Genomic DNA, 24,716 nt, shown 5'->3' on the forward strand with positions numbered 1-24,716 from the left:
ACAGCAGAACTCGGGGTCGCTTTCAGGGTAACTCTCGTCATGGCCGGGCTTGTCCCGGCCATCTCGACTCAGAAACGCGCTGCGCTCTTCCCATCGGGATCACCGGCACATGGCCGGTGATGACGCTCTACTCTCGAGCGATGACGAAATGCGTCAATACCCTCGCGCCCGATCCACCACGTTCTCGAACGCCTCCCCCGCCTCATGGCGGCGGATCTGCTGCGCGATGTAGCGAGCCGTCGCTTCCGGCTCGCTCGTCGCCGAATTGTGCGGCGTGATCGTCACGCGCGGGTGCGTCCAGAGCGGTGAACTCTCCGGCAAGGGCTCGGTCTCGAACACGTCGAGGGTTGCCGCCTGCAGGGTGCCGTCGTCGAGGCAGGAGAGGATATCGGCCTCCACCTGCAGCTTGCCGCGGCCCGCATTGATCAGGATCGGTCCGCCGAGCTTGCCATCACGCGCAAGCTTCCGGAACAGCGAACGGTTCAGAATGCCTTGCGTGTCGGGCGTGAGCGGCATCAGGGCGATGAGAATGTCAGTACGGTTGAGGAAGGACGTCAGGCCATCTTCACCCGCATAGGCATCGAAGCCTTCGACGGATTTCGGCGTACGGCTCCAACCGGCGACATCGAAACCCATCACCTTCAGCTTGCGTGCCGCATCCTGTCCCAGCACGCCGAATCCCATGATGCCGACGCGGACTTCACCCGCGATCGGCGGCGCGCGATCCGGGTTCCAGCGCTTCGCCTTCTGATCCTCGTCGAAGCGGCGCTGCTCGCGCAGATACATGAGGCAATGCAGCACCATGTATTCGCTCATGCGATGGGTGAGATCGTCCTGCGCCACGCGCACGATGGGTGCAGCAGGCAACCCGGGATAGCTCATCAGGTGATCGACACCTGCCCCGAGCGAGAAGATCGCTTCGAGGTTGGGCAGGTTGGACAAGCTTCCCGGCTTCGGACCCCAGGTCGCCACATAGCGGATGGCGTTCCTGTCGAAATCGTCGCCCAGCACGACGATGTCCCGATCAGGCAGGTGGCGCCTGAAGCGTTCGACCCAGGGCTGCGTCTCCCAGGTGACGGCGACGAGAAGGCTCATGCGGTCGCTCCGATCCGTTCGAGAATGCTCGGCCCCGGATCAGCCTTCCCTTCACCGATCGTATAGGCGGCACGAACAGCGCGTGCCGCCGCATCCGCCGCCTCTTCGCTGCGTGCATGCACGATAGCGAGGGGACGTGAGGCGTCGACGGTCTCGCCGAGGGCGGCAAGTTCGGTCAGGCCCACCGCGTGATCGATCGGATCCTGCGGGCGCGTGCGGCCGCCTCCAAGCGCAACGACGGCTACACCAATGCCGCGCGCGGCAACCTTCCGCACGGTTCCGGAACGTTCGGCGTGAATGGCGCGGATGACGGGGGCAGACTGCAGATGCACCTTATGGTTCTCCAGAAAATCGGCAGGCCCGCCGAGGGCGGACACCATGCGCTGGAAGACCTCGGCAGCTTTGCCTGAAGAGATCGCGAGCTCAATCTTGGCGCGTGCATCATCGATGGTGGCAGCGAGCTTGCCGAGCAGCAGCATCTCGGCGGAGAGCTCAACCGTCACCTCGTGGAAGCGCGTCTCGCGCCGGCGGCCCGTCAGGTAATCGACCGCATAGGCCATCTCGACCGCATTGCCGGCGCTCGAAGCGAGCGACTCGTTCATGTCGGTGAGAAGCGCGCTCGTGGGCAGGCCCGCGCCATTGGCGACGACGACGAGGCTCTCGGCGAGCTTTCGCGCATCGTCGACATTGTCCATGAAGGCGCCGGAGCCGAACTTCACATCCATCACGAGGCCCTGCAGCCCCGCGGCCAGTTTCTTCGAGAGAATCGAAGCTGTGATGAGATCGATGGATTCGACCGTCGCGGTCACGTCGCGGATCGCGTAGAGGCGCTTGTCGGCAGGCGCAAGATCGGCGGTCTGGCCGATGATGGCGCAACCTACCTCACGCGTGACACGGCGGAACGTGTCGATATCGGGCTGCGTGACATAGCCCGGAATGGAATCGAACTTGTCGAGGGTGCCGCCCGTGTGGCCGAGGCCGCGCCCGGAAATCATCGGCACATAGCCGCCGCAGGCTGCAACCGCGGGACCCAGCGCGAGGCTGACCGTATCGCCGACGCCGCCTGTCGAGTGTTTGTCGAGCACCGGGCCCGGCAGATCCCAGGTGAGCACCGTGCCGGAATTCATCATGGCGCGCGTCAACGCCACGCGCTCCGGCACGGAGAGACCCTGGAAGAAAATCGCCATGGCGAAGGAGGCCGCCTGGCCTTCGGTGACACGGCCTGCGGTAAGGCCTTCGATGAAGTGCTCGATATGCTCAGGATCGAGCCTGCCGCCGTCGCGCTTGTGGCGGATGATTTCCTGCGGAAGTAACGTCATGTCAGTAAGTTCCGGTCGCCGTCGTGCCGGCCCGACCTTCGATGGCGGCAATCAGCGTGTCGTAGACGCTGCTCGCGCCGAAGCGGAATGTCCGCGGGGTCGCCCAGCCCGGGCCCATGATGCGGTCGGCAAGATCGAGATAGATCCTCGCGTCCGCGACGGTGCGAATGCCTCCAGAGGGTTTGATGCCGACGGGCCTGCCCGAAGCCTTGATGGCGTTGAGCATGATCTCGGCGGCTTCGGGCGTCGCCGAAACCGGTGTCTTGCCGGTCGAGGTCTTGATGAAGTCCGCTCCCGCGTCGATGGCGATGCGGCTTGCCGTCTCGATCAATTTCGGATCCTTCAGTTCGCCCGTTTCCAGGATGACCTTCAGCAGGCGCCCCTGATTGACGAGATCGCGCACGGCCTCGACCATCTCGGTGGCAACGGCGAGGTCGCCCCGGCGCAGGGCCTCGTATGGCAGCACGAGATCGATCTCGTTGGCGCCGTCGGAGAGCGCCTCCTGCGTGTCGTCGGTGACGCGGCTCATATCCTCGCCGCCGGCAGGGAAGTTCACCACCGTGGCGATGCGCACGGGCGAGCCTTTGAGGTTCTCCTGCGAACGCTTCACGAATTGCGGCCACACGCAGACAGCCGCCACAGGTCCATGCGGGTCGAGCGCCTTCTTGCACAAGGCATCGATGGCCTGATCGTTGCAGGTCTCGTTAAGATCGGTGAGATCGAGACTGCGCAGGGCGCGAGTCGCTATAGGCGCATCAGACATGGGACAGCTCCGCAACGAAGGACCGGATGAGACGCTTGAACTTCTCTGACGCTTCGGCTGCCGTATCCTTGGTCTCCTGATGCGAGGGCGAAGCGCCTTCGATCCCGGCAGCGAGGTTCGTGACGACGGAAATCGCGGCGACCCTCAATCCGTAATAGCGCGCGAGGATGACCTCCGGCACCGTGGACATCCCGACGAGATCGCCGCCGAGAATCTGCACCATTTTGATTTCAGCCGGCGTCTCGAAACTCGGGCCGGACAACCAGGCATAAACACCTTCGGGCAGTGCGATGCCGCTCTTCTCTGCGGCTCGTTGAAGAACCTGGCGAAGATCCGCGTCATAGGCGTTGGTGAGCGAGACGAAGCGCCCCTCGGTGTGATCGCGCAGCAGCGGATTGCCGCCCGAGAGATTGAGGTGATCGTTGAGGGCGACCAAACTTCCCGGTCGGATATCGGCGCGCACCGAACCGGCCGCATTGGTGGCGACCAGCACCGGAACGCCGAGCTCCTTCACGAAAGCGATCGGCAGGCGCATGGCGCCGGCATCGCCCGTCTCGTAATAATGGGCGCGGCCCTGGAACAGAAGCACCCGCTTGCCTTCGAGCGTGCCGGCGACGAGCTTGCCCGCATGGCCGGAGACGCCGCTTTTCGGGAAATGCGGAATAGCGGCATAAGGCAGGCTCACCGCATCGCTGACCTCGTCGACGAGAGTGCCGAGCCCCGTGCCGAGCACGAAGGCTGCATCGAAATGGCCGTCGAAGCCGCGGGCGCGTACGAACTCGGCCGCTTCTTGAATCAACTGGTGCATCGTCATCGTTTCAGGCCTGAATTGCAGGCCTTCCTTTCGTTATCGCAATGGTTCGGACCGATTTATCGATCCGTCAAATTGTCCGGCCCGAAGGAGAAAGGCAACAGTTCGTCGAGCGTGAAGCGTTTCCGAATTCCCTCAGGCCCTGCGATGTGAATGGGCGTATCGGGAGCGGCAAATTCGCGGATACGCTGGCGGCAGCCGCCACAGGGGGTGACGAGATGCTCCCCCTCACCCATCACCACGATCTCAGTGATGCGGCTTTCGCCGGCAGCGACCATGGCCGAGATGGCGCCGGCTTCCGCACAGGAGCCGACCGGATAGGCAGCGTTCTCCACGTTGCATCCCGTAAAAACCCGACCGTCCGGCGTGGCGATCGCCGCACCCACCTTGAAGCGCGAATAGGGCGCATAGGCCCTGGTCTGGATGGCCTTGGCGGCCTCGAACAGGGTGTCCAACGATGCCATGCTCAGCGCTCCTTCACATAGGGCACGCCGGCAGCTCGGGGCGGGATCGCCTTTCCAATGACGCCTGCGAGCAGGATGACGGTCATGAGATAGGGCAGTGCCTGGATGGCCTGTACCGGCACCTCGCCGATTCCCGGCAGGGAAATGCCCTGCAGGCGAATGGCGATGGCATCGAGCAAACCGAAGAGGAAGCAGGCACCGAGCGCCGGCCATGCCCGCCACTTGGCGAAGATCAGCGCAGCGAGCGCGATGAAGCCCTTGCCGGCCGTCATGTTGGGGAGGAAGCCCGCCGATTGCCCGACCGAGAGATAGGTCCCACCGATGCCGCAGAGAACGCCGCCGATAACGACCGCGGTGTAGCGCAAGCCTGTCACCGAAATGCCTGCCGTATCGACCGCGGCCGGATTTTCACCGACGGCGCGCAGGCGAAGACCGAACCGGGTCCGCCCCAGCACGAACCAGGTGAGCGGCACGGCCAGAAGAACGATGTAGACGAGGGCCGAATGGCCGAAGATCGCGTCGCCGAAACGCTGCACGCCCTCCAGCGGCGGCGTGCGCCCGCCCTGGCTGTACCAGGCATTGCCGACGATGGCGGTCAGCCCCGCGGCCAGCATGTTGATGGCGACACCGGAGACGATCTGATTGCCGCGCTGGCTGATGGAGGCGAAGCCATGGATGAGGCCGAAGGCCACCGATGCGCCGATGCCGGCCATCAGACCGATCCAGGCCGAACCGAAAGCGTAAGCCGCCGCCGCCGCCGCCGCCGCGAAAGCCGCTACCAGCATCTTGCCTTCAAGGCCGATATCCACCACGCCGGAGCGCTCGGACCAGAGACCGGCCAGGCAGGCGGCGAGAAGCGGGACCGAGAGCCGCAGGGCCGAGTCGAAAACCGTAACGAGAAAGCTGAGATCCATGGCTCAGGCCCTCGCCAGTTTCTGGCGCGTCAGCACATGCGCCACGGCCCGCCGGAACAGCCCGTCGAGAGCGCCGGCAAACAGGATGATGATACCGCCGATCACCACCACCATGTCGCGGGTGATGGCCGGCTGCTCGAAGGCGAGCTCCGCCCCGCCCTGATAGAGAATGCCGAACAGGAGCGAGGCCAGGATAATGCCGACGGGATGCGCGCGCCCCATGAGCGCCACTGCGATGCCCACGAAGCCGTAGCCGGAGGTGAATTCGAGCAGCAGGCGATGCTGATAGCCCATGAGCTCGTTGACCGCGAGACCGCCCGCCAGCGCGCCGGACAGCATCATGGCGATGATGGTGATGCGCGCGGGAGAGATGCCGGCATAGACCGCCGCCGCGGGATTGGAGCCGACGACGCGGATCGCATAGCCGAGACGCGAGCGATAAATGAGGAGCCAGACGAAATAGGACGCCGCCAGCGCCAGCACCAGCGTCAGGTTGAGCTGCGACGCTGGAATTTCGATGCCGAAGGCGGCGAACACCTCATGCATGAACGGGATATACGATTGCTCCGGGAAGGCGCGCGTTTCCGGGTTCATGGATTGCGGCTCGCGCAGCACGTTCACCAGCAGGTAGACGATCAGCACGCTGGCGAGCCAGTTGAACATGATCGTCGTGATGACGATGTGGCTGCCGCGCTTCGCCTGGAGATAGCCCGGAACGGCCGCCCAAGCGGCGCCGAAGGCAGCGGCTCCCAGAATGCCGAGCGGAATGAGCAGGAAGCCTGGCAGGAAGGTCAGGTTGTTGAGCACGAGCGCGATGCCGAGACCCGCGAGCGTCGCCTGCCCCTCGCCGCCGATGTTGAACAGGCCTGCATGATAGGCGACGGCAACCGCCAACCCGACGAAGATGAAGTCGGTCATGTAGAACAAGGTGAAGCCGAGCCCCTCACTGGTACCGAGGCTGCCTTGGATCAGATAGCGCGTGGCGGAGAGCGGATTCTCGCCGATCCCGAGCACGACGAGGCCGGCGACAAGAAAGGCCGCCACCACGGAGATGGCGGGTACGAGAACCGTGTCGGCCCATCGGGGCAGGTCGAGAGGAGCGCTCACGTCTTAAGCATCCGGCAGGAACATGTGGCCCTGCTCATCGAGAGGAAAGAACGGGTTCCAGGCGACTTCCCAGAGATGCCCGTCCGGATCGGCGAAATAGCCCGAATATCCGCCCCAGAAAACATCCTGCAGCGGCTTGAGAGGACGCGCGACAGCCTTCACGGCAAGAGCATAGACCTCGTCGGCCTCCTCTTTGGAACGGGCATTGTAGGCGAGCGAAATGGCGGCAAAGCCGGTGGGCGTGTCCTCGACGCCTGCATCCTTGGCGAGATCCGCACGGCCGAACAGGGCAAGCGCCAAGCCGTTCGCCTGAAAAAATGCAACGCCGGGCTGACTGGCGGAAGAGGCCTTCCAGCCCCAGGCCTCATAGAACGCACGGGATTTCGAGAGATCGGCAACACCCAGGGTGACGAGGGTCAATCGCGGTTGCATCAGGCAGCCTCGTCCGTCACGCCGGCCATGAGCAGGCCGAGATCCTGTTCGTTCGTCTCGGATGCCTTGCGCTCGCCCGTGATCCTGCCGCCGCACATGGTGAGGATGCGGTCGGACAGGTTCATGATCTCGTCGAGTTCCACCGAGACGAGCAGGATGGCGACGCCCGCATCGCGCAAGCTGATCAGCCGGCGGTGAATGAACTCGATCGCGCCGATATCGACACCGCGTGTCGGCTGTCCGACGAGCAGCACCTTCGGATTGCGCTCGATCTCGCGCGCCAGCACGATCTTCTGCTGATTGCCGCCGGAAAAGTTCGATGATTTCAGCCGCGGCGCCGGCGGACGCACATCGTACTGCTCCATCTTCTTCGCCAAATCCGCAACCAGGCGGTTATGGTCGAGGATCGGTCCGCGGCCGAGATGGGGCTCGTCGCTGAACCCGAGAATGGCGCTCTCGAAGGCCGGGAAGGCCGGAACAAGTCCCATGCGTAGCCGGTCTTCCGGAACGTGAAGCAGGCCAAGCTGGCGCATGCGATGCGGGTTGTGCTCTGAGGAAGGAATATCGCGCCCCTCGAGACGGATCGAGCCGCGCGCGGGATGGCGCATGCCGGCGATGGCCTCCAGCAACTCGCTCTGGCCGTTGCCGGCCACTCCCGCGATGCCGACGATCTCGCCGGCACGAACGCTGAAGGAAGCATTCGCCACGCGCACCACGCCGCGAGAATCGACCACGGACATGGTGTCGATCTCGAGCAGCGGCGCACCGGGCGCCTTCTCGGCCTTCTCGACGCGCAGGAGCACGCGCCGTCCCACCATCAACTCCGCCAGTTCCGGCGGCGAGGTGTCGGCTGTCTCGACACTCGCCACCATCTCGCCACGGCGCATGACCGAGACGCGATCCGTAATCGCCATGATCTCGCGCAGCTTGTGCGTGATGAGGATGACGGTCTTTCCCTGCTCCTTGAGCGAACGGAGCAGATCGAACAGTGCATCGGCTTCAGCCGGCGTGAGCACGGCGGTGGGCTCGTCGAGGATGAGGATATCAGCGCCGCGATAGAGGGCTTTCAAAATCTCGACGCGCTGCTGCAGGCCGACGGAGAGATCGCCGACGATGGCGTCCACGTCGATCTCGAGGCCGTAATCCTTGGCCAGCCGCGCAAGCTCGGCGCGCGCCCTGGCCTCCCCCGCGCGCAGCATGGCGCCGCCCTCGGCACCGAGCATCACGTTATCGACCACGCTCAAGGGCTCGACCAGCATGAAATGCTGATGAACCATGCCGATGCCAGCATGAATGGCATCGTTGGGGGAGCGGATGGAGATCGTCTTGCCGTTGACGTGGATCTCGCCGGAATCCGCCTCGTAGAAGCCGTACAGAATCGACATCAGGGTCGACTTGCCCGCACCGTTCTCGCCGACGATGCCGTGGATCGTGCCGCGCTCGACCCGCAGGTTCACATCCCTGTTGGCGTGGACGGTGCCGAAGCTCTTGTTGATGGCAATGAGTTCAATGGCTGGGGACATCGGCCTCGAATGGTCTGCCGGCAATGACGAAAACGAGCGCCGGATCTTATCGGAAAAACAAAACTCGGTCGAAAAAAGATTCGACCGCAGACCTTTGCAGACCTGCGGTCGAACCATGTCTCATCTTACATCGGGCACTTCGAATCCGACATGTAGTCGTGAACCTTGATGGAGCCGGACTTGATATCGGCGGCAGCCTTGTCGGCGGCTGTCTTCATGTCGGCGGTGATCAGCGACTTGTTGTTGTCGTCGAGAGCCCATGCCACGCCGTCCTCCGCCAGGCCGAGGTTCGAGACGCCGGCCTTGAAGGTGCCCTTCTTGGCCTGATCGAAGGCGTTGTAGGTGGCCACGTCCACGCGCTTGACCATGGAGGTCAGGATCTTGCCGGGATGCATGCCGTTCTGGTTCGAGTCGACGCCGATGCCGAGCTTGCCCGCATCCGCAGCGGCGCGCATGACGCCCACGCCCGTGCCGCCGGCCGCATGGTAGATCACATCGGCGCCGCGATCGATCTGGCTCTTGGCGAGTTCGCCGCCCTTCACGGGATCATTCCAGGCTGCACCCGTGGTGCCGGTCATGTTCTGGAACACCTCGGCGTCCTTCTTGGCGTATTTCACGCCCTGGAGGTAGCCGCAGGCGAACTTGCGGATGAGCGGAATGTCCATGCCACCCACGAAGCCGACCTTATTGGTTTTGGAGGCCTGGGCCGCCAGGAGTCCGACCAGGAACGAGCCCTCATGCTCCTTGAACACGATGGATTGCACGTTCGGCTTCTCGACCACGGAGTCGATGATCGCAAATTGCGTCTTCGGGAACTCCTCGGCGACCTTCTTCAGCGCAGTCTCCTGGCTGAAACTGACAGCCACGATGGGCGAGAAGCCGTCGCGGGCGAAGCGGCGCAGGGCCTGCTCGCGCTGGGCGTCGTTCTGCGGCTCGAAATCGCGGTAATCGGTGCCCGTATCCTTCTTGAACTTCTCGGCACCCGTGTGCACGCCCTCGTTGAAGGATTTGTCGAACTTGCCGCCCAGATCGTACACGACGGCGGGCTTGAAGGCCGCCTGCTGCGCAAAGGCAGCCGAGGCGGAAAAGGCGAGGCCCGCGAGTGCGAGACCGAACTTGGTAACTGTCATCGGCTTTGTTCCCTGTTAGACGCCGGCTTGTTGCCGGTTGCCCCTTGACGATGGCACGGCAAGGGCCACACCGCCAAGGCCTCTGTCAAGGCGGCATGTTATTTCCTTCAAGGAATGGTTGATAGCCGAGACCAATCCCGTAAGGTCATGACATGTCTCTCACATCGGACGAAATCGACCGCTATGCCCGCCACCTCGTTCTCCGGGATGTGGGCGGGCCGGGACAACTGAAACTGAAGGCCGCTCGCGTGCTCGTGATCGGTGCCGGCGGCCTGGGCGCGCCCCTGATCCAGTATCTCGCCGCGGCAGGTATCGGCGCCATCGGCATCGTGGACGATGATGCAGTCAGCCTCTCCAACCTCCAGAGACAAGTGATCCACGGCACCCCGGATCTCGGCAGCCCGAAGGTCGAGAGCGCTGCGGAGGCGATCGGACGGCTCAATCCGCATGTGACGGTTGAGCCTTTCCCCATTCGGCTGGCGACTGAGAACGCGCGGGAACTGATCGGCCGCTACGACCTCGTCGCCGACGGCTCGGACAATTTCGAGACCCGCTATGCGGTGTCCGATGCCTGTTTCTACGAGAAGAAGCCCCTGGTGACGGCAGCCTTGAGTCAGTTCGACGGCTCGCTCACCACGATCCGGGCTCACGAGACGGGCCCGGACGGTAAGCCCAACCCGACCTATCGCTGCATCTTCCCCTCTCCGCCTCCACCCGGCGCGATTCCGACCTGCGCGGAAGCCGGCGTCCTCGGTGCGCTTGCCGGCGTCATGGGCAGCCTGATGGCCATGGAAGTGATCCGGGAGATCGTCGGCTACGGAGAGAGCCTCGTAGGGCGCCTGCTGATGGTCGACGCGCGCGCGATGCGGTTCGATACGGTTCGCTATGGCTGGGATGAAGCAAACCCATTAAACGGAAGAAATCGCCCGAACGTGGCCTGAGCCACGTTCGGGCAGTCATTTTTTATCCCCTTAGAACCGCCCCGGTCTTCTTCGACACCTCGCCGACGATCTTGGCCGAGACGGCCTCGATCTCCACATCGGTGAGCGTCTTTTCGGTCGGCTGCAGGGTGACCGCGATGGCGACGGATTTCTTGTGCGGGTCGATGCCGGTGCCCTCGTAGATGTCGAACACGTCGACGCCCACGATCAGCTGGCGCTCGGCCCCCTGGGCCGCCTTCACGATGTCGCCCGCCGCCACGTCGCGGCCGACCACGAAGGCGAAGTCGCGGGTGAGCGGCTGGAAGTCGGGCAGATTGAGCTTCGGCTTCATCTTGGTCGGCTTCGCCTTGGGTGGCGGAAGCGCATCGAGATTGAGCTCGAATGCCACCAGGGGCCCTTTCAGATCGAGGGCCTTCAGCACCTTCGGGTGCACCTCGCCGAAGGCCCCGACCACGTTCTTCGGGCCGAATTGCAGCGTGCCCGAGCGTCCGGGATGGAACCAGGCCGGACCGCCGGCCACCATCTGGAGGCCACCGGAGGGAATGCCGAGCGCCGCCAGAAGCGCCAGCACGTCAGCCTTGGCATCGAAGGCATCGACGCTCTGCGCGCCGCCGTCCCAATGACGGCCGACACCCTCGGCTCGCGCCGTTCCGCGACGGACCGCAGCGGCCTTGATTGACTGGCCTTCCGGCTCGTCGGACGCGAAGGTCTGGCCGACCTCGAAGAGAGCCACATCACTGAGCCCGCGATCCGCATTGCGCTGCGCCGCCTTCATGAGACCCGGCAGCAGGCTCGGACGCATGTCGGAGAGCTCTGCCGCAATCGGGTTGGCGAGCGCCAGCCGGCCATCGCCGCCGCCGAACAGCTCCGCCTCGCTCCTGGCAATGAAGGACCAGGTGACGGCCTCCACCAGCCCGCGCACGGCGAGTGCCCGGCGGGCGAGGCGCGTGCGCTTCTGGATCAGCGTCAGAATGGGCTTTGCAACCGTGTCCTCCAAGCGCGGCAGGGGCTTGGGCTCGATGCGGTCGACGCCGGCGATGCGGATGACCTCCTCGACCAGATCCGCCTTGCCTTCGATGTCCGGACGCCAAGACGGAGCCGTGACGCTGACGCGCTCGCCCGAGCCCTGGAGGCCGAAGCCGAGCGCCTTCAGGATCTGCTCCGACTCGGAGGGCTGAACGTCGAGACCCGACAGGCGCGGAACCTCGGACCAGGGGAACTCGATGACGCGCTTGTCCTCGGGCACCTTTCCGGCCAGCACGGCCTCGCTCGCCTCACCGCCGCACAGGTCGATGACCAATGTGGTGGCAAGATCGAGACCCGGCACGGTAAAGGCCGGATCGACGCCGCGCTCGAACCGGTAGCGGGCATCGGTGATGATCCCGAGCTTCCGGCCGGTCTGCGCGATGTTGAGCGGATCCCAGAGCGCCGATTCGATCAGCACGTCGGTCGTGTTCTCGTCGCAGCCCGAATGCTCGCCGCCCATGATGCCGCCGATGGACTCGACGCCGTTGTCGTCGGCGATCACCACGATGCTCGGATCGAGCCTGTAGGTGCGGGTATCGAGTGCCAGCACCTCCTCGCCCTCCTTCGCGCGGCGGACGGTGAGATTGCCCTTCACCTTCCTGGCATCGAAGACGTGGAGCGGCCGGCCGCGGTCGAAAGTGACGTAGTTGGTGATGTCCACCAGCGCATTGATCGGGCGAAGACCGATGGAGAGCAGGCGGCGCTGCATCCATTCCGGGGATGGGCCGTTCTTCACGCCGCGCACGAGGCGGAGTGCGAAGGCCGGGCAGAGCTTCTCGTCCTCGATCGTCACCGAGATCGGGCAAGCGCCCTTAGCCGCAACGGCCGGCACGGCATCGCCCTTGAGCGTACCGAGGCCGGCGGCGGCAAGATCGCGGGCGATGCCGTGGATCGAGGTGCAGTCGGGACGGTTCGGCGTGAGGTTGATCTCGATCACCGGATCGTCGAGCCCGGCATAGGCCGCGTAGGGAACGCCGACCGGCGCATCGGCGGCCAAGTCGATGATGCCGTCGTGATCGTCGGAGATTTCGAGTTCCGCCGCCGAGCACAGCATGCCCGCGCTCTCGACGCCGCGGATGGTGCCGATTCCGAGCGTGATGTTCTTGCCGGGAATATATGTGCCGGGCGGCGCGAACACGCTCTTCATGCCAGTGCGGGCATTCGGGGCGCCGCAGACCACCTGGATCGGAGCGCCCTCGCCCGTATCGACCATGCACACGCGCAGGCGATCGGCGTTGGGGTGCTGCTCGGCGGAGATCACATACGCCACTTTGTAGGGCGCCAGCGTCTTCGCCTTGTCCTCGACCTCTTCGACTTCCAGGCCGATGCGGGTGAGCGTCTCGACGATGTCGTCGAGGGAGGCCGAGGTGTCGAGATGATCCTTCAGCCAGGAGAGGGTGAATTTCATTGTTGCTCTCCGCTTAGGAAGTGAGGCCGCTGACGAGGCTCGGGATGTCGAGCGGGCGGAAGCCGTAATGGTTCAGCCAGCGCACATCGGCCTCGAAGAAGGGACGCAGGTCCGGCATGCCGTATTTGAGCATGGCGATGCGGTCGATGCCCATGCCCCAGGCAAAGCCCTGGTACTCGTCCGGATCGAGGCCGCAATTGCGCAGCACGTTCGGGTGGACCATGCCGCAGCCCAGGATCTCGAGCCAGTCGGTGCCTTCGCCGAAGCGGATCTCGCCGCCCTTGCGCGAGCACTGGATGTCGACCTCGGCGGAAGGCTCGGTGAAGGGGAAGAAGGACGGGCGGAAGCGCATCTTCACCTGCTCGACCTCGAAGAAGGCCTTGCAGAACTCCTCCAGGATCCACTTCAGGTGCGCGATGTTGGCCTGCTTGTCGATGACGAGGCCTTCCACTTGGTGGAACATCGGCGTGTGGGTCTGGTCCGAGTCGTGACGATAGGTCCGGCCGGGGATGATCACCCGGATCGGCGGCGCCTTGGACATCATCGTGCGGATCTGGACCGGCGAGGTATGGGTGCGCAGCACCTTGCGCTCGCCCTTCTCGTCGGGAGCGAGGAAGAAGGTGTCGTGCATCTCGCGGGCCGGATGGCCCTCGGGGAAGTTGAGCGCCGTGAAGTTGAGGTAATCCGTCTCGATGTCCGGCCCCTCGGCCACGGAGAAGCCCATATCGGCGAAGATCGCCGTCAGCTCCTCGATCACCTGGCTGATCGGGTGGATGCGGCCTCGGCTCTCGGGCGCTTCGGGCACGGGAAGCGTCACGTCAATGCGCTCGGCCGAGAGCCGGGCCTCGAGAGCAGCTTCTGCGAGCGTGTCCTTCTTGGTCGTAATAGCGCCCTGCACCTTGTCGCGCAGGCCGTTGATGAGCGGTCCGCGTTCCTTGCGCTCCTCGGGCGTCATGGTGCCGAGGGTCTTCAGGAGTTCGGAGACGGAGCCCTTCTTGCCGAGTGCTGAGACGCGCACGGTTTCCAGGGCCGCTTCGTCGCCGGCGGCTTCGACCTGGGTGAGCAGGTCACGTTCGAGTTGATTGAGATCGGTCATCGGTCCCTTGCCAGATGCAAGCGCTTTGAGTGAAGCGCGGCGCGGGAGCCGTCAAGTCTTCCGAGCCGCGTAATGGCAGCCGACAGCCTTCGGGCCGTCAGCGCGGATGGTCTCGGAGAAGGGGGAGTAAGGCGGTGCGGCTGACGATTCAGCCGCACCGAAGCTAGTCTATCCGACCTTAGGCAGCCTGCTGCGGCAGGGCGGCCTTGGCGCTCTCCACGTAAGCGGCGAAGGCCGCCGGCTCGTGGATGGCCAGCTCGGACAGGACCTTGCGATCGACCTCGATCCCAGCCTTGCCGAGACCGTCGATAAATCGGGAATAGGTCAAGCCATGCATACGGACGGCAGCGTTGAGGCGCTGGATCCAGAGAGCGCGGAAGGTGCGCTTCTTGTTGCGACGGTCACGAGTGGCATACTGCATGCTCTTCTCGACCGCCTGCTTGGCGATACGGATGGTGTTCTTGCGGCGGCCGTAGAAACCCTTGGCTGCCTTGAAAACCTTCTTGTGCTTGGCGTGGGCGGCAACGCCCCGTTTGACGCGGGCCATTTAAAAAACTCCTTCAAAATCAGGGATGTGGTGGAAGAACCGCCTTAGCCGTTCGGCAGGAAGTACTTCTTCACGTTGTACGCATCACCTTCGAACATGGTCGTGGTGCCGCGCAGGTTGCGGATCTGCTTCTTGGTCCGCTTGATCATCCCGTGGCGCTTGCCGGCCTGGGCGTAAACGACCTTGCCGGTGCCAGTGATCTTGAAGCGCTTTTTCGCGCCAGACTTCGTCTTCAGCTTGGGCATTTGGCTCTCCTTTGGACAGGCTTCCGGAGCGGCTTGAACCGCACCTTGGCCTTTTCATTGCTGCATTGAGCAAAACGAACCGCCACGGCAGCCCTAACAGCCGGGCGGTTCAATGAAGGGCGGCTTATGGCAGAAGCCCGCCCAAAAAGCAATGGCCGCCGGTACCCCGACGGCCATGAATTTCACTGTATCGGGAGCCTCTTAGCGCGGCGCCAGGACCATGACGACCTGGCGGCCTTCGAAGTTCGGCTCCATCTCGACCTTGGCGAGATCGCCCACATCGGCCTTGACCCGGTCCAGTACCTTCAGGCCGAGGGATTGGTGCGCCATCTCGCGACCGCGGAAGCGCAGGGTGATCTTCACCTTGTTGCCTTCCTCGAAGAAGCTCTTCATCGCCTTCATCTTGACCTCGTAATCGTGGTCATCGATGCCGGGGCGCAGCTTGATTTCCTTGACCTCGACCGTCTTCTGCTTCTTGCGCGCCTCAGCGGCCTTCTTCTGCTCGAGAAAGCGGAATTTGCCGTAATCGAGGATCTTGCAGACGGGAGGAGTTGCGTTCGGCGAGATCTCCACGAGATCAAGGCCTGCCTCTTCGGCAACCTTGAGGGCATCGAAGAAGGGCACTACGCCCCGGTTCTGCCCTGCATCGTCGATCAGCTGCACGTCGCGAACACCGCGAATGTCTCGGTTGGCGCGCGGTCCGTCCTTTTGCGGCACCGGCATGGCTCTCATTGGTCTGCGAATGGCTCGTATCTCCTGTTAAGGGCTAGGCCGAGAATGGGAGACCCTAGGGACTCCTGTTGGTATGCTCAGCCTTGCCACGAATGAATCGACATTTCGCGCAAATGCGCGGGAAGTCAACTTGTTCTATGGGTAAAACGGCCCTCCAAGAGGGACGAATACACATCGAGGGTGCTCGAAACCATGCGTTCGAGCGAGAAATGACGCTCTACATGGGACCGGGCCCTGGCCCCCAGGGCGATCCTGGCGCTGGCACCCAAATTCAGCGCCGCCCCGACCGCTTCGACCAATGCATCGGCGTCTCCGGCCGGAATCCGCCAGCCTGTCCGCTCGTGCGGCAGTACGGCCGGCGGGGCCAGAACCGTCTCGGGCACGGCCCCGAGATCAGACACGACGACCGGCGTTCCCATGGCCTGCGCCTCCACGGCCGAGCGACCGAAGGCCTCCGGCTCCGTCGACGGCACGGTGACGACGGAAGCCGCCAGGAAGGCCGCCGGCATGTCGGTGCAATGGCCGACCCGGCGCACGACGCCCTTCAGCTTGCGCGCCGCGATCAGGCTGTCGAGATCCTTCACGTAAGAATCCCTCCCCTGCGGATCCCCGGCCAGGATATAGGCCACGTCGGTGAGGCCTGCATCGCGCAGCTTGGCCGCCGCTTCGATCAGCACCTTCTGGCCTTTCCAGCCGGTCAGCCGAGCCGCCAGCAGCACCACCCGTTCGTGGGGAGCCACCTCCCAGGCCTTCCTCAAGGCCTCGATCCGCTCCGGCGCGATGGCCTGGGGCGAGAAGATCGAAAAATCCGTTCCCCGGTGGATGACGCGGATCCGGTCCGCGGACTGGGGATAGACCGAGCGGATCAACTCGCCCGTGTAATGGGAATTGGCGATCACCGCATCGCCCCGTGCCATCACGGAATTATAGAGGACCTTCACCGAAGAACGGCCGGAATAGCTGCCGTGATAGGTGGTCACGAAGGGGATGTTAAGGGAGCGCGCGGCCCCAAGGCCTACCCAGGCTGGCGCCCGCGAGCGGGCATGCACCAGGGAGACCCGCTCGTTGTGGCAGATCCGGGCGAGCTTTCGCACGTTGACGAGCATGGAGAACGGGTTCTTCGTCGCCGCCGGGAACGGGATCCAGACGCCGCCCTTGGTCTGGAGCTCACCGACGAGCCGTCCGCCCTCCGTAGCCACAAGGGCACGGGCCCCGGCGTGGATCAGGCCTTCGGCAATATCGACGGTGGTGCGCTCGGCGCCGCCGGCTTCGAGTTCCGGCACGATCTGAAGGATGGTCCGGCCCTCCAGCGGATGCACATGAGAGGACGGAAAAGCCATCCCTCCGCCGGGTCGTGTTGAAAAACTCACGGATGTAAGAGCCTTCTCAAAAGAATCGTCTAGAAACGGTTGCTTCAAAGCAGTTGAGGATGAGTTAACCATGCCGCAAAGCGTCACGGCTGGCCAGGATGCCCGCCCCATCGCCGTGTTGTCCCGCGAGGGCAAGGGCCCGCCCGTCGTCTGGCTCGGCGGCTTCAAGTCCGACATGCGTGCGACCAAGGCGACCGCCCTCGATGACTGGGCTGCAGCGAACGGCCGCGCCTTCGTGCGCTTCGATTATAGCGGCCATGGCGAATCAGGGGGGGCCTTCGAGGACGGGACCATTTCCCGCTGGCTCGAGGATGCGGTGACCGTGACCGAGCGGTTCGTCCATGAGCGTCCCATCTTCGTCGGCTCGTCCATGGGGGGCTGGATCGGTCTGCTGGTGGCCCGGCATCTCATGGACAAGCGGCCTCAGATTGCACCCGTGGGGATCGTCCTCATCGCCCCGGCGGTCGACATGACCGAGCGGCTGATGTGGGACCGTTTCCCCGAGGACCTCCGGAAGAGCGTGCAGGAGACCGGCGTCTACCACCGGCCCTCGGCCTATTCGGACGATCCCTACCCGATCACCTGGAAGCTGATCGAGGACGGACGCAAGCACATCCTGCTCGACCAGCCGATCCAGACCGGCTGCCCGGTTCATATCCTTCAGGGCATGGAGGATCCCGACGTGCCCTGGAACCATGCGCTCCAGCTTGTCGAGCACCTGCCGGGAGACAGTGTGTCGCTGACCCTGATCAAGGACGGCGACCACCGGCTCTCCCGGCGCGAAGACATCGAACGCCTGATCGCGGCCGTCGAAGCGATTGCCTGAGAAATCTTCAGAAAGGGGTGAGCCTTAATGCAGGCTCACCATGGTCAGATCATGCGCCCAGGCATTGGCGATGGCCGCATCGTGATTGTCGGTCAGCAGAATGGGCTCGCCGCTGGCAGACAGAAGCGCGAACAGCCGCATGCCGGGCTGAAGCTTGGGGGCCTGCGGAAACAGCCGGGCAACCTCATCGGCTTCCACTGGCTTTACATAGGCCACCTGCCCCAGACCGAAATTCGCCAGCTCGGCAACGTCCAGAGCCGGCTCGGCATGATTCTTGATATCGAAGTTCATGGACATCTCCTTTTTGCGGATGCCGTTACACCTTGTCCGACCCAATGATGTCGATCTTGCGGACGATCCGTTCCGGCTCGGGCCGGACGAGATCGATCGACAACAAACCGTTGGACAAGTCCGCGCCCATGACCTCCATGCCATCGACAAGGAGGAAGGTGCGCTGGAACTGACGGGCGGCGATGCCGCGATGAAGGAAGTGCCTTGTCTTGTCATCGGACTGGCGCCCCCGGATTACGAGCTGGCTCTCCTCAAGGGTCACCTCCAGCTGGTCCCGGGTGAATCCGGCGACGGCCAAGGTGATGCGGAGACGCTCGGGGGCGTGTTCGGTGCGAGCCAGACGCTCGATATTGTAGGGCGGATAACCGTCTCCTGCCGCCTTAGCGACGCGGTCGAGCGCCTGCTCGATCTCATCGAAGCCTAACAGGAACGGGTGCCCAAAGGGCGACTGACGCGACATGTTCGAAGCCCAAGGTTAGAGGCACTTCGGTGGTTTTGAGCCCGCTGATGCGGCACTCAAGTGGCCCCGGAAGGAGCCGTTGTCAGCAATATGGCGACGGCACCCTGCCCTATCAAGGCCCTGCCAGATCGCGCCGGCAGGGGTTCAAGATCGAGGGTTAACGGAAGGACGGTTCAGACCCGCTCGCGCCACCAGGCGACCTGCTCGGCCACGCGGACGGGCGACGTTCCGCCGAAGCTCGTGCGAGAGCGGACGGAGTTCTCGACGCCCAGCACATCGTAGATGCCTTGATGGATCTTCGGCTCGACGGCCTGCATGACCTCCAGGGGAAGTGCCTCGAGGGTGCAGCCGCGCTTCTCCGCCTCCGAGACGATCCGCCCCGTGACGTGATGGGCATCGCGGAAGGGAATGTTGAGGCTGCGCACCAGCCAGTCGGCGAGATCGGTCGCCGTGGAGAACCCAGCTCCGGCCACGGCTGCCATGCGCTCCGGCACCGGCTCCAGGTCCTGGATCATGCCGGTCGTCGCGGCGAGCACGATTTCGAGGGTGTCGGCGGCGTCGAAGAGCGGCTCCTTGTCCTCCTGGGTGTCCTTCGCATAGGCGAGAGGCAGCCCCTTCATGACGGTCAGCAGGGACACCAGCGAACCGACGACCCGTCCGCTCTTGCCGCGCACTAGTTCGGCGGCATCCGGATTGCGCTTCTGCGGCATCATGCTGGAGCCGGTGGTCCAGCGGTCCGGCAGGCGGACGAAGCCGAAGGGAGCCGACATCCAGATGATAGTTTCTTCCGCCAGACGTGACAGATGCATGGCGCAAATGGAAGCCGCTGCCATGAACTCCAGAAGGCTGTCCCTGTCCGAGACGGTGTCCAGCGAATTGCGGGTCGGCCCGTCGAAGCCGAGCGCCTTGGCGGTCATGTGCCGGTCGATGGGGAAGGACGTTCCTGCGAGCGCACCGGCGCCGAGCGGGCACTCGTTCAAGCGCCTGCGGGAATCCTGGAAGCGGCTGCGGTCGCGGCCGAACATCTCCACATAGGCCATGAGATGATGCCCGAAGGTCACCGGCTGGGCGCTCTGGAGATGGGTGAAGCCCGGCATCACCGTGGCGGCATGGGCCTCGGCCTTGTCGAGGAGAGCTTTGATCAGGATGGTCAGCTGCTCATCGGTCCGGTCGTGGGCCTCGCGCACCCAGAGGCGGGTATCGGTGGCGACCTGATCGTTGCGGCTGCGGGCCGTATGCAGGCGGGCCGCCGGATCGCCGACGATCTCGCGCAGCCGGCTTTCCACGTTCATGTGGATGTCTTCGAGCGCCGTGGAGAAGGTGAACGAGCCGGACTCGATCTCGCCCAGGACCCGCTGGAGCCCCTGGTGGATGGCGTCCCGGTCGCTCTCGGCGATGATCCCCTGCTTGGCCAGCATGGTGCTGTGGGCGATGGAGCCCTGGATGTCCTGAGAGGCCAGTCGCTTGTCGAAGCCGATGGAGGCGTTGATGGCTTCCATCAGCGCGCTGGGCGAGGACGAGAACCGCCCGCCCCACATGGTGTTGGCACCCGATTTTTTGGCTTCTTCAGACACTGTCGTTCATCCGGAAAGAGGGTCGGAGAGCCTTTGCCACAATTTGCCCCTCAAGGCCAACCCGGATCGCCGCCTGCCCTCCCTTTGGGCACCGTGCGCAATGTTTGCCAGTTTAAAACCAGTTGCTAGACTCGACATCGCTTGTGTGATTTGCATTCATACTGGCGCAACAACAAGCGCTCCCAGCGCTGCAAGGGAACTGGCCAATGAAGCGACTTCCGAAATTCCTCCTATCCGCAGCCATGGTGGCGACCATGGCGACCTCCTTCTCCGCAGTCATGGCGGCGACCCCGCCGGATACCCTCGTCCAGGCCTGGCAGAGCGACGACATCATCTCGCTGGATCCGGCAGAGGTGTTCGAGCTGAGTGCCTCCGAGATCCTGGGCAATACCTATGAGCGCCTGATCACCTACGATATCAAGGACGTGTCCAAGATCTCCGGGCAGGTTGCCGAGTCCTGGACCGTTTCTCCGGACGGCAAGACCTATACCTTCAAGATCCGCCCGAACCGGAAATTCGCCTCCGGCAATCCGATCACCGCCGAAGACGTGGTCTACTCGCTCCATCGTGCGGTAGCGCTCGACAAGTCCCCGGCCTTCATCCTGGGACAGTTCGGCTTCACGAAGGACAACGTGAAGGACAAGATCAAGCAGACGGGCCCGCTCGAACTCTCCATCGAGGTCGACAAGCCCTATGCTCCGACCCTGGTGCTCTACTGCCTCGGCAACTCGGTCGCCTCGATCGTCGACAAGAAACTGGTCGTCCAGAACGAGAAGGACGGCGACTGGGGCTATAACTGGCTGAAGACCAAGTATGCCGGCTCCGGCCCGTTCATCATGCGCGACTGGAAGGCCAATGAGGTCACCGTCCTGGAGCGCAACCCGAACTACGAGAAGAAGACTCCGCTCGCCCGCATCATCTACCGCCATATTAAGGAGACCGCGAGTCAGCGCCTGCTGCTCGAGAAGGGCGACATCGACGTGGCCCGCAGCCTGAACCCGGAAGAGATCACTGCGATGTCCAAGAATCCGGACGTCAAGGTTCAGAGCGCTCCCAAAGGAACGATCTACTATCTCGGCCTGAACCAGAAGAACCCGAACCTGGCCAAGCCCGAGGTTCGTCAGGCTCTGAAGTACCTCGTGGATTACTCGGCCATCGCCGACACGATCATGAAGTACAAGGGCGACGTTCACCAGAACTTCCTGCCCAAGGGCTTCCTCGGCGCCGAGACAAGCAACCCGTACAAGCTCGATGTCGCCAAGGCTAAGGAGCTTCTCGCCAAGGCTGGCCTGAAGGACGGCTTCTCGGTGACGATGGACACCCGCTCCACGGCTGAGATCACGGGCGTCGCCCAGGCGATGCAGTCGACCTTCGCTCAGGCCGGCATCAAGCTCGAAATCCTGCCGATGGATTCGAAGCAGGCTCTGACCAAGTACCGCGCCCGTCAGCACGATATCTATATCGGCAACTGGGGCTCGGATTATCAGGACCCGAACTCCAATGCCGACACCTTCGCGGCGAATGACGACAACTCGGACAACGCGAAGGCCAAGCCCCTGGCGTGGCGCAATGCGTGGGATCCGGGCCCGCTGACCGCAAAGACCCGCGCTGCCGTCATGGAGCGTGATGCGGAGAAGCGCGCACAGATGTACAAGGAACTGCAGAAGTCAGTTCTCGACGACAGCCCGTTCGTGATCTTCCTGCAGCAGACCGAAGTCGCTGCCGTGCGCAAGAACGTGGACAACTTCGTCCTCGGCCCGTCGTTCAGCGACAACGACATGTCACAGGCGAAGAAGAACTGAAATCTCGATGGTCTCAGCTGTCATGAACCGGAGCGGAGGGCATGCAAGTGCCCTCCGCTCCTCCCTTAAGAACGTCGCCCAGTTCGTCATCATCCTGGCGACGACGCTCCTCGGCCTTGCGGCCGTCACCTTCTTCATCGGCCGCGTCGTGCCCATCGATCCCGTGATCGCCATCGTGGGCGATCGGGCCCCCCCACAGGTTTACGAACGCGTCCGCCAGGAACTCGGCCTCGACCTGCCGCTGCTGCAGCAGTTCTGGATCTACCTGAAGAAAGCCGCGACCGGCGATTTCGGCAATTCGGTTCTCACCACCAATCCGGTGATGATGGATATCGCCAACACATTCCCGGCAACGCTGGAGCTTGCCACCCTCGGCACCCTAATCGGCGTCATCCTCGGTATCCCGCTCGGCATCCTTGCCGCCGTCAAGCGCGGCAGCTTTATCGACCAGTTCGTGCGCGTACTGGGCCTTGCAGGCTATTCCATCCCGATCTTTTGGCTCGGCCTCATGGGCCTGCTGGTCTTCTATGCCAAGCTCGGCTGGGTCGCAGGGCCGGGCCGCATCGACGTGACCTATTCCTATCTCTATACGCCGGTCACCAACATCGTGCTCCTCGATACTGCCATGCAGGGTCAGTGGGATGCGTTCTGGGATGCGGTCTCGCACATCATCCTGCCCGCCTGCCTGCTCGGCTATTTTTCGCTGGCCTATATCAGTCGCATGACGCGTTCGTTCATGCTCAACGAGCTGGCACAGGAATACGTGATCGCAGCGCGTGTGAAGGGCCTGTCCGAGATGCGCGTGATCTGGCGCCATGCCCTGCGCAACGCGGCCGTGCCGCTCATCACGGTGATCGCCCTGTCCTATGCCAATCTGCTCGAAGGCTCAGTACTGACTGAGACGATCTTCGCATGGCCGGGGCTCGGCCAGTACATCACCAATTCCCTGCAGAACGCAGACATGAATGCGGTGCTGGGCGGAACCCTCGTGATCGGGACCGCCTTCGTGCTGCTCAATCTCGTCTCCGATCTGCTCTACCGCCTGCTCGATCCGAGGACCCGCTGATGGCCGGCGCCCCTCTTGCTGAACAACCCGCAGGCCTTCGGGCCTGGCTGCTCTCTGCAGAGCCGCATTCCCGCTGGCAGGCCCGCCTCGGCCGCTTCTATCTGGGCTGGCGCGCCTTCTCCCGGAACCCGCTCGCGGTTGTCGGCCTCGGCATCGTCATCCTGCTGATCCTCGTGGCGCTCTTTGCGGATTTCATCGCGCCCTATTCGCCGGTTGCGGGCGGGGACCTGCGCACGCAGCGCCTGCTGCCGCCGAGCGAGACCTACTGGTTCGGCACGGATGACCAGGCGCGGGACATCTTCTCCCGCGTGGTCTACGGCTCGCGCATCACGCTCTTCGTCGTGGTGCTGGTGGCCCTGATCGCGACCCCTATCGGGCTTCTGGTCGGCACCGTCTCCGGCTATCTCGGCGGATGGGTCGACACGGTCCTGATGCGGATCACCGACATCTTCCTCGCCTTCCCGCGCTTGATCCTGGCGCTGGCCTTCGTGGCGGCCTTGGGTCCCGGCATCGAGAACGCCATCATCGCCATCGCGATCACATCCTGGCCGCCTTATGCCCGCATCGCGCGCGCCGAGACGCTGATGATCCGCAACAGCGATTTCATCGCGGCCGTGAAGCTGCAGGGCGCATCGACGCCGCGCATCATCCTGGGGCATGTGGTGCCGCTGTGCCTCTCATCGCTCATCGTGCGCGTGACGCTCGACATGGCGGGCATCATCCTGACGGCCGCGGGCCTCGGCTTCCTCGGTCTCGGCGCCCAGCCTCCGATGCCGGAATGGGGCGCGATGGTCGCCACCGGCCGCAACTATCTCATCGATCAATGGTGGGTCGCCGCCATGCCGGGTCTGGCCATCTTCGTGGTGAGCCTCGGCTTCAACCTGCTCGGCGACGGCCTGCGTGACGTTCTCGATCCGAAGGCAGCCAAATGACGAAGCCGCTTCTCGACGTCGAAGATCTGCGCGTCCGCTTTCATCTGCGCACCGGCACCGTGGAAGCGGTGCGCGGCGTGTCCTTCCAGCTCGGCCGCGAGCGCCTCGGCATCGTGGGCGAGTCGGGATCGGGCAAGTCGCAGACGGGCCGCGCGATCCTGGGGCTCACCCCTCCCCCCGGCGAGGTCACGGCCAAGCGGCTCGCCTTCGACGGGATCGACCTGCTCACCGCCTCGAAGCGCACCCTGCGCACCTTGCGCGGCGGGCGCATCAGCATGGTGATGCAGGATCCGAAATACTCGCTGAATCCGGTCATGACCATCGGCGAGCAGATCATCGAGGCCTATCAGGCGCATGCCCGGGCCGGCCGTGGGGAAGCCCGGGACAAGGCGCTTGCCATGCTGGAGGCGGTGAAGATGCGCGATCCCGGCCGCGTGTTCTCGCTCTACCCGCACGAGGTGTCGGGCGGCATGGGCCAGCGCTCCATGATCGCCATGATGCTCGTGACCGATCCCGACCTGCTCATCGCCGACGAGCCGACCTCGGCGCTCGACGTGACCGTGTCGATGGAGGTGCTGCGCATCCTCGACGAACTCGTCACCGAGCGCGGCATGGGTCTCATCTTCATCTCGCACGACCTCAAGCTCGTCTCCTCCTTCTGCGACCGGGTGCTGGTGATGTATGCCGGCCGCGTGGTCGAGGAGCTGGAGGCGAAGAACCTGCGCGAGGCGAAGCATCCCTATACGCAGGGGCTGATGCGTTGCCTGCCGACGCTCGCGAACGACGTTCGTCCGCTTCCCACCCTGAACCGCGATCCCGCCTGGGCGCTGTGACCGGTGAAA

At 64.0% G+C, this 24,716-nt stretch carries 25 protein-coding genes; 6 read left to right on the forward strand and 19 right to left on the reverse strand.

The annotated features are described in order from the left end of the window. Positions 1 to 153: 153 nt before the first annotated feature. The 10 genes from FS320_RS09275 to FS320_RS09320 all read right to left on the reverse strand — a co-directional run bounded on the left by FS320_RS09275 (position 154) and on the right by FS320_RS09320 (position 9,558). Entirely contained in the window at positions 154 to 1,095 is a 942-nt protein-coding gene (locus FS320_RS09275; protein ID WP_152711065.1) for a 2-hydroxyacid dehydrogenase, read from the reverse strand. Then, positions 1,092 to 2,414, reverse strand: coding sequence for a thymidine phosphorylase (gene deoA, locus FS320_RS09280; protein WP_152711067.1), 1,323 nt, complete (start codon positions 2,412 to 2,414; stop codon positions 1,092 to 1,094). The genes FS320_RS09275 and deoA overlap by 4 nt, the downstream gene beginning before the upstream one ends. Position 2,415: 1 nt before the next feature. Continuing rightward, complete coding sequence (gene deoC / locus FS320_RS09285) at positions 2,416 to 3,177, reverse strand: deoxyribose-phosphate aldolase (RefSeq protein ID WP_152711069.1); 762 nt, start codon at positions 3,175 to 3,177, stop codon at positions 2,416 to 2,418. Next, complete coding sequence (locus tag FS320_RS09290) at positions 3,170 to 3,991, reverse strand: purine-nucleoside phosphorylase (protein WP_152711071.1); 822 nt, start codon at positions 3,989 to 3,991, stop codon at positions 3,170 to 3,172. Before FS320_RS09290 ends, deoC begins: the two co-directional genes overlap by 8 nt. Before the next feature lie 56 nt (positions 3,992 to 4,047). Beyond that, a complete protein-coding gene (locus FS320_RS09295) occupies positions 4,048 to 4,452 on the reverse strand; it encodes a cytidine deaminase (RefSeq protein ID WP_152711073.1) in 405 nt (134 codons plus the stop codon). Between the two features lie 2 nt (positions 4,453 to 4,454). Next, positions 4,455 to 5,366, reverse strand: coding sequence for an ABC transporter permease (locus FS320_RS09300; protein ID WP_152711075.1), 912 nt, complete (start codon positions 5,364 to 5,366; stop codon positions 4,455 to 4,457). Positions 5,367 to 5,369: 3 nt separating this feature from the next. Then, the gene (locus FS320_RS09305; RefSeq protein ID WP_162002909.1) at positions 5,370 to 6,473 is read right to left on the reverse strand and encodes an ABC transporter permease subunit; all 1,104 of its coding nucleotides are present in this window, start codon (positions 6,471 to 6,473) and stop codon (positions 5,370 to 5,372) included. Between the two features lie 3 nt (positions 6,474 to 6,476). Next, positions 6,477 to 6,905, reverse strand: a complete 429-nt coding sequence (locus tag FS320_RS09310; protein ID WP_152711077.1) for a VOC family protein — start codon at positions 6,903 to 6,905, stop codon at positions 6,477 to 6,479. Next, entirely contained in the window at positions 6,905 to 8,428 is a 1,524-nt protein-coding gene (locus tag FS320_RS09315; RefSeq protein ID WP_152711079.1) for an ABC transporter ATP-binding protein, read from the reverse strand. Before FS320_RS09315 ends, FS320_RS09310 begins: the two co-directional genes overlap by 1 nt. Positions 8,429 to 8,553: 125 nt before the next feature. Further along, positions 8,554 to 9,558: a BMP family lipoprotein gene (locus FS320_RS09320; protein WP_152711081.1), complete on the reverse strand. Its 1,005-nt coding sequence runs from the start codon at positions 9,556 to 9,558 to the stop codon at positions 8,554 to 8,556. A gap of 152 nt (positions 9,559 to 9,710) precedes the next feature. On the opposite strand from FS320_RS09320, the gene FS320_RS09325 reads away from it, so the two are divergent. Further along, complete coding sequence (locus FS320_RS09325) at positions 9,711 to 10,499, forward strand: HesA/MoeB/ThiF family protein (protein ID WP_152711083.1); 789 nt, start codon at positions 9,711 to 9,713, stop codon at positions 10,497 to 10,499. Between the two features lie 22 nt (positions 10,500 to 10,521). Here the strand turns inward: FS320_RS09325 and pheT are convergent, their stop codons facing one another. From pheT to FS320_RS09355, 6 genes are all read right to left on the reverse strand, one after another. Then, a complete protein-coding gene (gene pheT / locus FS320_RS09330) occupies positions 10,522 to 12,933 on the reverse strand; it encodes a phenylalanine--tRNA ligase subunit beta (protein WP_152711085.1) in 2,412 nt (803 codons plus the stop codon). Between the two features lie 13 nt (positions 12,934 to 12,946). Next, positions 12,947 to 14,029, reverse strand: a complete 1,083-nt coding sequence (gene pheS, locus FS320_RS09335; RefSeq protein ID WP_152711086.1) for a phenylalanine--tRNA ligase subunit alpha — start codon at positions 14,027 to 14,029, stop codon at positions 12,947 to 12,949. A gap of 178 nt (positions 14,030 to 14,207) precedes the next feature. Next, positions 14,208 to 14,576 carry a 50S ribosomal protein L20 gene (rplT, locus tag FS320_RS09340; protein WP_152711088.1) on the reverse strand — a complete coding sequence of 123 codons (369 nt, stop codon included), beginning with the start codon at positions 14,574 to 14,576 and terminating at the stop codon, positions 14,208 to 14,210. A gap of 44 nt (positions 14,577 to 14,620) precedes the next feature. Beyond that, positions 14,621 to 14,821, reverse strand: coding sequence for a 50S ribosomal protein L35 (rpmI, locus tag FS320_RS09345; RefSeq protein WP_109598789.1), 201 nt, complete (start codon positions 14,819 to 14,821; stop codon positions 14,621 to 14,623). A 201-nt stretch (positions 14,822 to 15,022) separates the two neighbouring features. Continuing rightward, positions 15,023 to 15,544: a translation initiation factor IF-3 gene (gene infC / locus FS320_RS09350; RefSeq protein ID WP_244627052.1), complete on the reverse strand. Its 522-nt coding sequence runs from the start codon at positions 15,542 to 15,544 to the stop codon at positions 15,023 to 15,025. Between the two features lie 134 nt (positions 15,545 to 15,678). Next, positions 15,679 to 16,893 (reverse strand): glycosyltransferase family 4 protein, encoded by a 1,215-nt coding sequence (locus FS320_RS09355; RefSeq protein ID WP_152711091.1) that lies wholly within the window; start codon positions 16,891 to 16,893, stop codon positions 15,679 to 15,681. A 100-nt stretch (positions 16,894 to 16,993) separates the two neighbouring features. Between FS320_RS09355 and FS320_RS09360 the strand changes: the two genes are divergently transcribed. Continuing rightward, positions 16,994 to 17,749 carry an alpha/beta hydrolase gene (locus FS320_RS09360; protein ID WP_152711093.1) on the forward strand — a complete coding sequence of 252 codons (756 nt, stop codon included), beginning with the start codon at positions 16,994 to 16,996 and terminating at the stop codon, positions 17,747 to 17,749. A 24-nt stretch (positions 17,750 to 17,773) separates the two neighbouring features. On the opposite strand, the gene FS320_RS09365 is transcribed toward FS320_RS09360, so the two are convergent. The 3 genes from FS320_RS09365 to argH form a co-directional block, all read right to left on the reverse strand. After that, a complete protein-coding gene (locus tag FS320_RS09365) occupies positions 17,774 to 18,040 on the reverse strand; it encodes a BQ00720 family protein (RefSeq protein ID WP_152711095.1) in 267 nt (88 codons plus the stop codon). Positions 18,041 to 18,065: 25 nt separating this feature from the next. After that, positions 18,066 to 18,500, reverse strand: a complete 435-nt coding sequence (locus tag FS320_RS09370; protein WP_152711096.1) for an Hsp20 family protein — start codon at positions 18,498 to 18,500, stop codon at positions 18,066 to 18,068. A gap of 173 nt (positions 18,501 to 18,673) precedes the next feature. Further along, on the reverse strand, positions 18,674 to 20,038 hold the full coding sequence (argH, locus tag FS320_RS09375; RefSeq protein ID WP_152711122.1) for an argininosuccinate lyase: 1,365 nt from the start codon (positions 20,036 to 20,038) through the stop codon (positions 18,674 to 18,676). 242 nt (positions 20,039 to 20,280) lie between these two features. On the opposite strand from argH, the gene FS320_RS09380 reads away from it, so the two are divergent. From FS320_RS09380 to FS320_RS09395, 4 genes are read left to right on the forward strand one after another with little or no spacing between them, the layout of a single operon-like run. Continuing rightward, the gene (locus FS320_RS09380; protein ID WP_152711098.1) at positions 20,281 to 21,876 is read left to right on the forward strand and encodes an ABC transporter substrate-binding protein; all 1,596 of its coding nucleotides are present in this window, start codon (positions 20,281 to 20,283) and stop codon (positions 21,874 to 21,876) included. A 7-nt stretch (positions 21,877 to 21,883) separates the two neighbouring features. Then, a complete protein-coding gene (locus tag FS320_RS09385) occupies positions 21,884 to 22,942 on the forward strand; it encodes an ABC transporter permease (protein ID WP_420846719.1) in 1,059 nt (352 codons plus the stop codon). Then, positions 22,942 to 23,874 carry an ABC transporter permease gene (locus FS320_RS09390; RefSeq protein WP_152711100.1) on the forward strand — a complete coding sequence of 311 codons (933 nt, stop codon included), beginning with the start codon at positions 22,942 to 22,944 and terminating at the stop codon, positions 23,872 to 23,874. Before FS320_RS09385 ends, FS320_RS09390 begins: the two co-directional genes overlap by 1 nt. Continuing rightward, positions 23,871 to 24,707: an ABC transporter ATP-binding protein gene (locus FS320_RS09395; protein WP_152711102.1), complete on the forward strand. Its 837-nt coding sequence runs from the start codon at positions 23,871 to 23,873 to the stop codon at positions 24,705 to 24,707. Before FS320_RS09390 ends, FS320_RS09395 begins: the two co-directional genes overlap by 4 nt. The last annotated feature ends 9 nt before the right edge of the window (positions 24,708 to 24,716 follow it).

The organism is Microvirga tunisiensis, assembly GCF_009296175.1.
Lineage (GTDB): Bacteria > Pseudomonadota > Alphaproteobacteria > Rhizobiales > Beijerinckiaceae > Microvirga > Microvirga tunisiensis.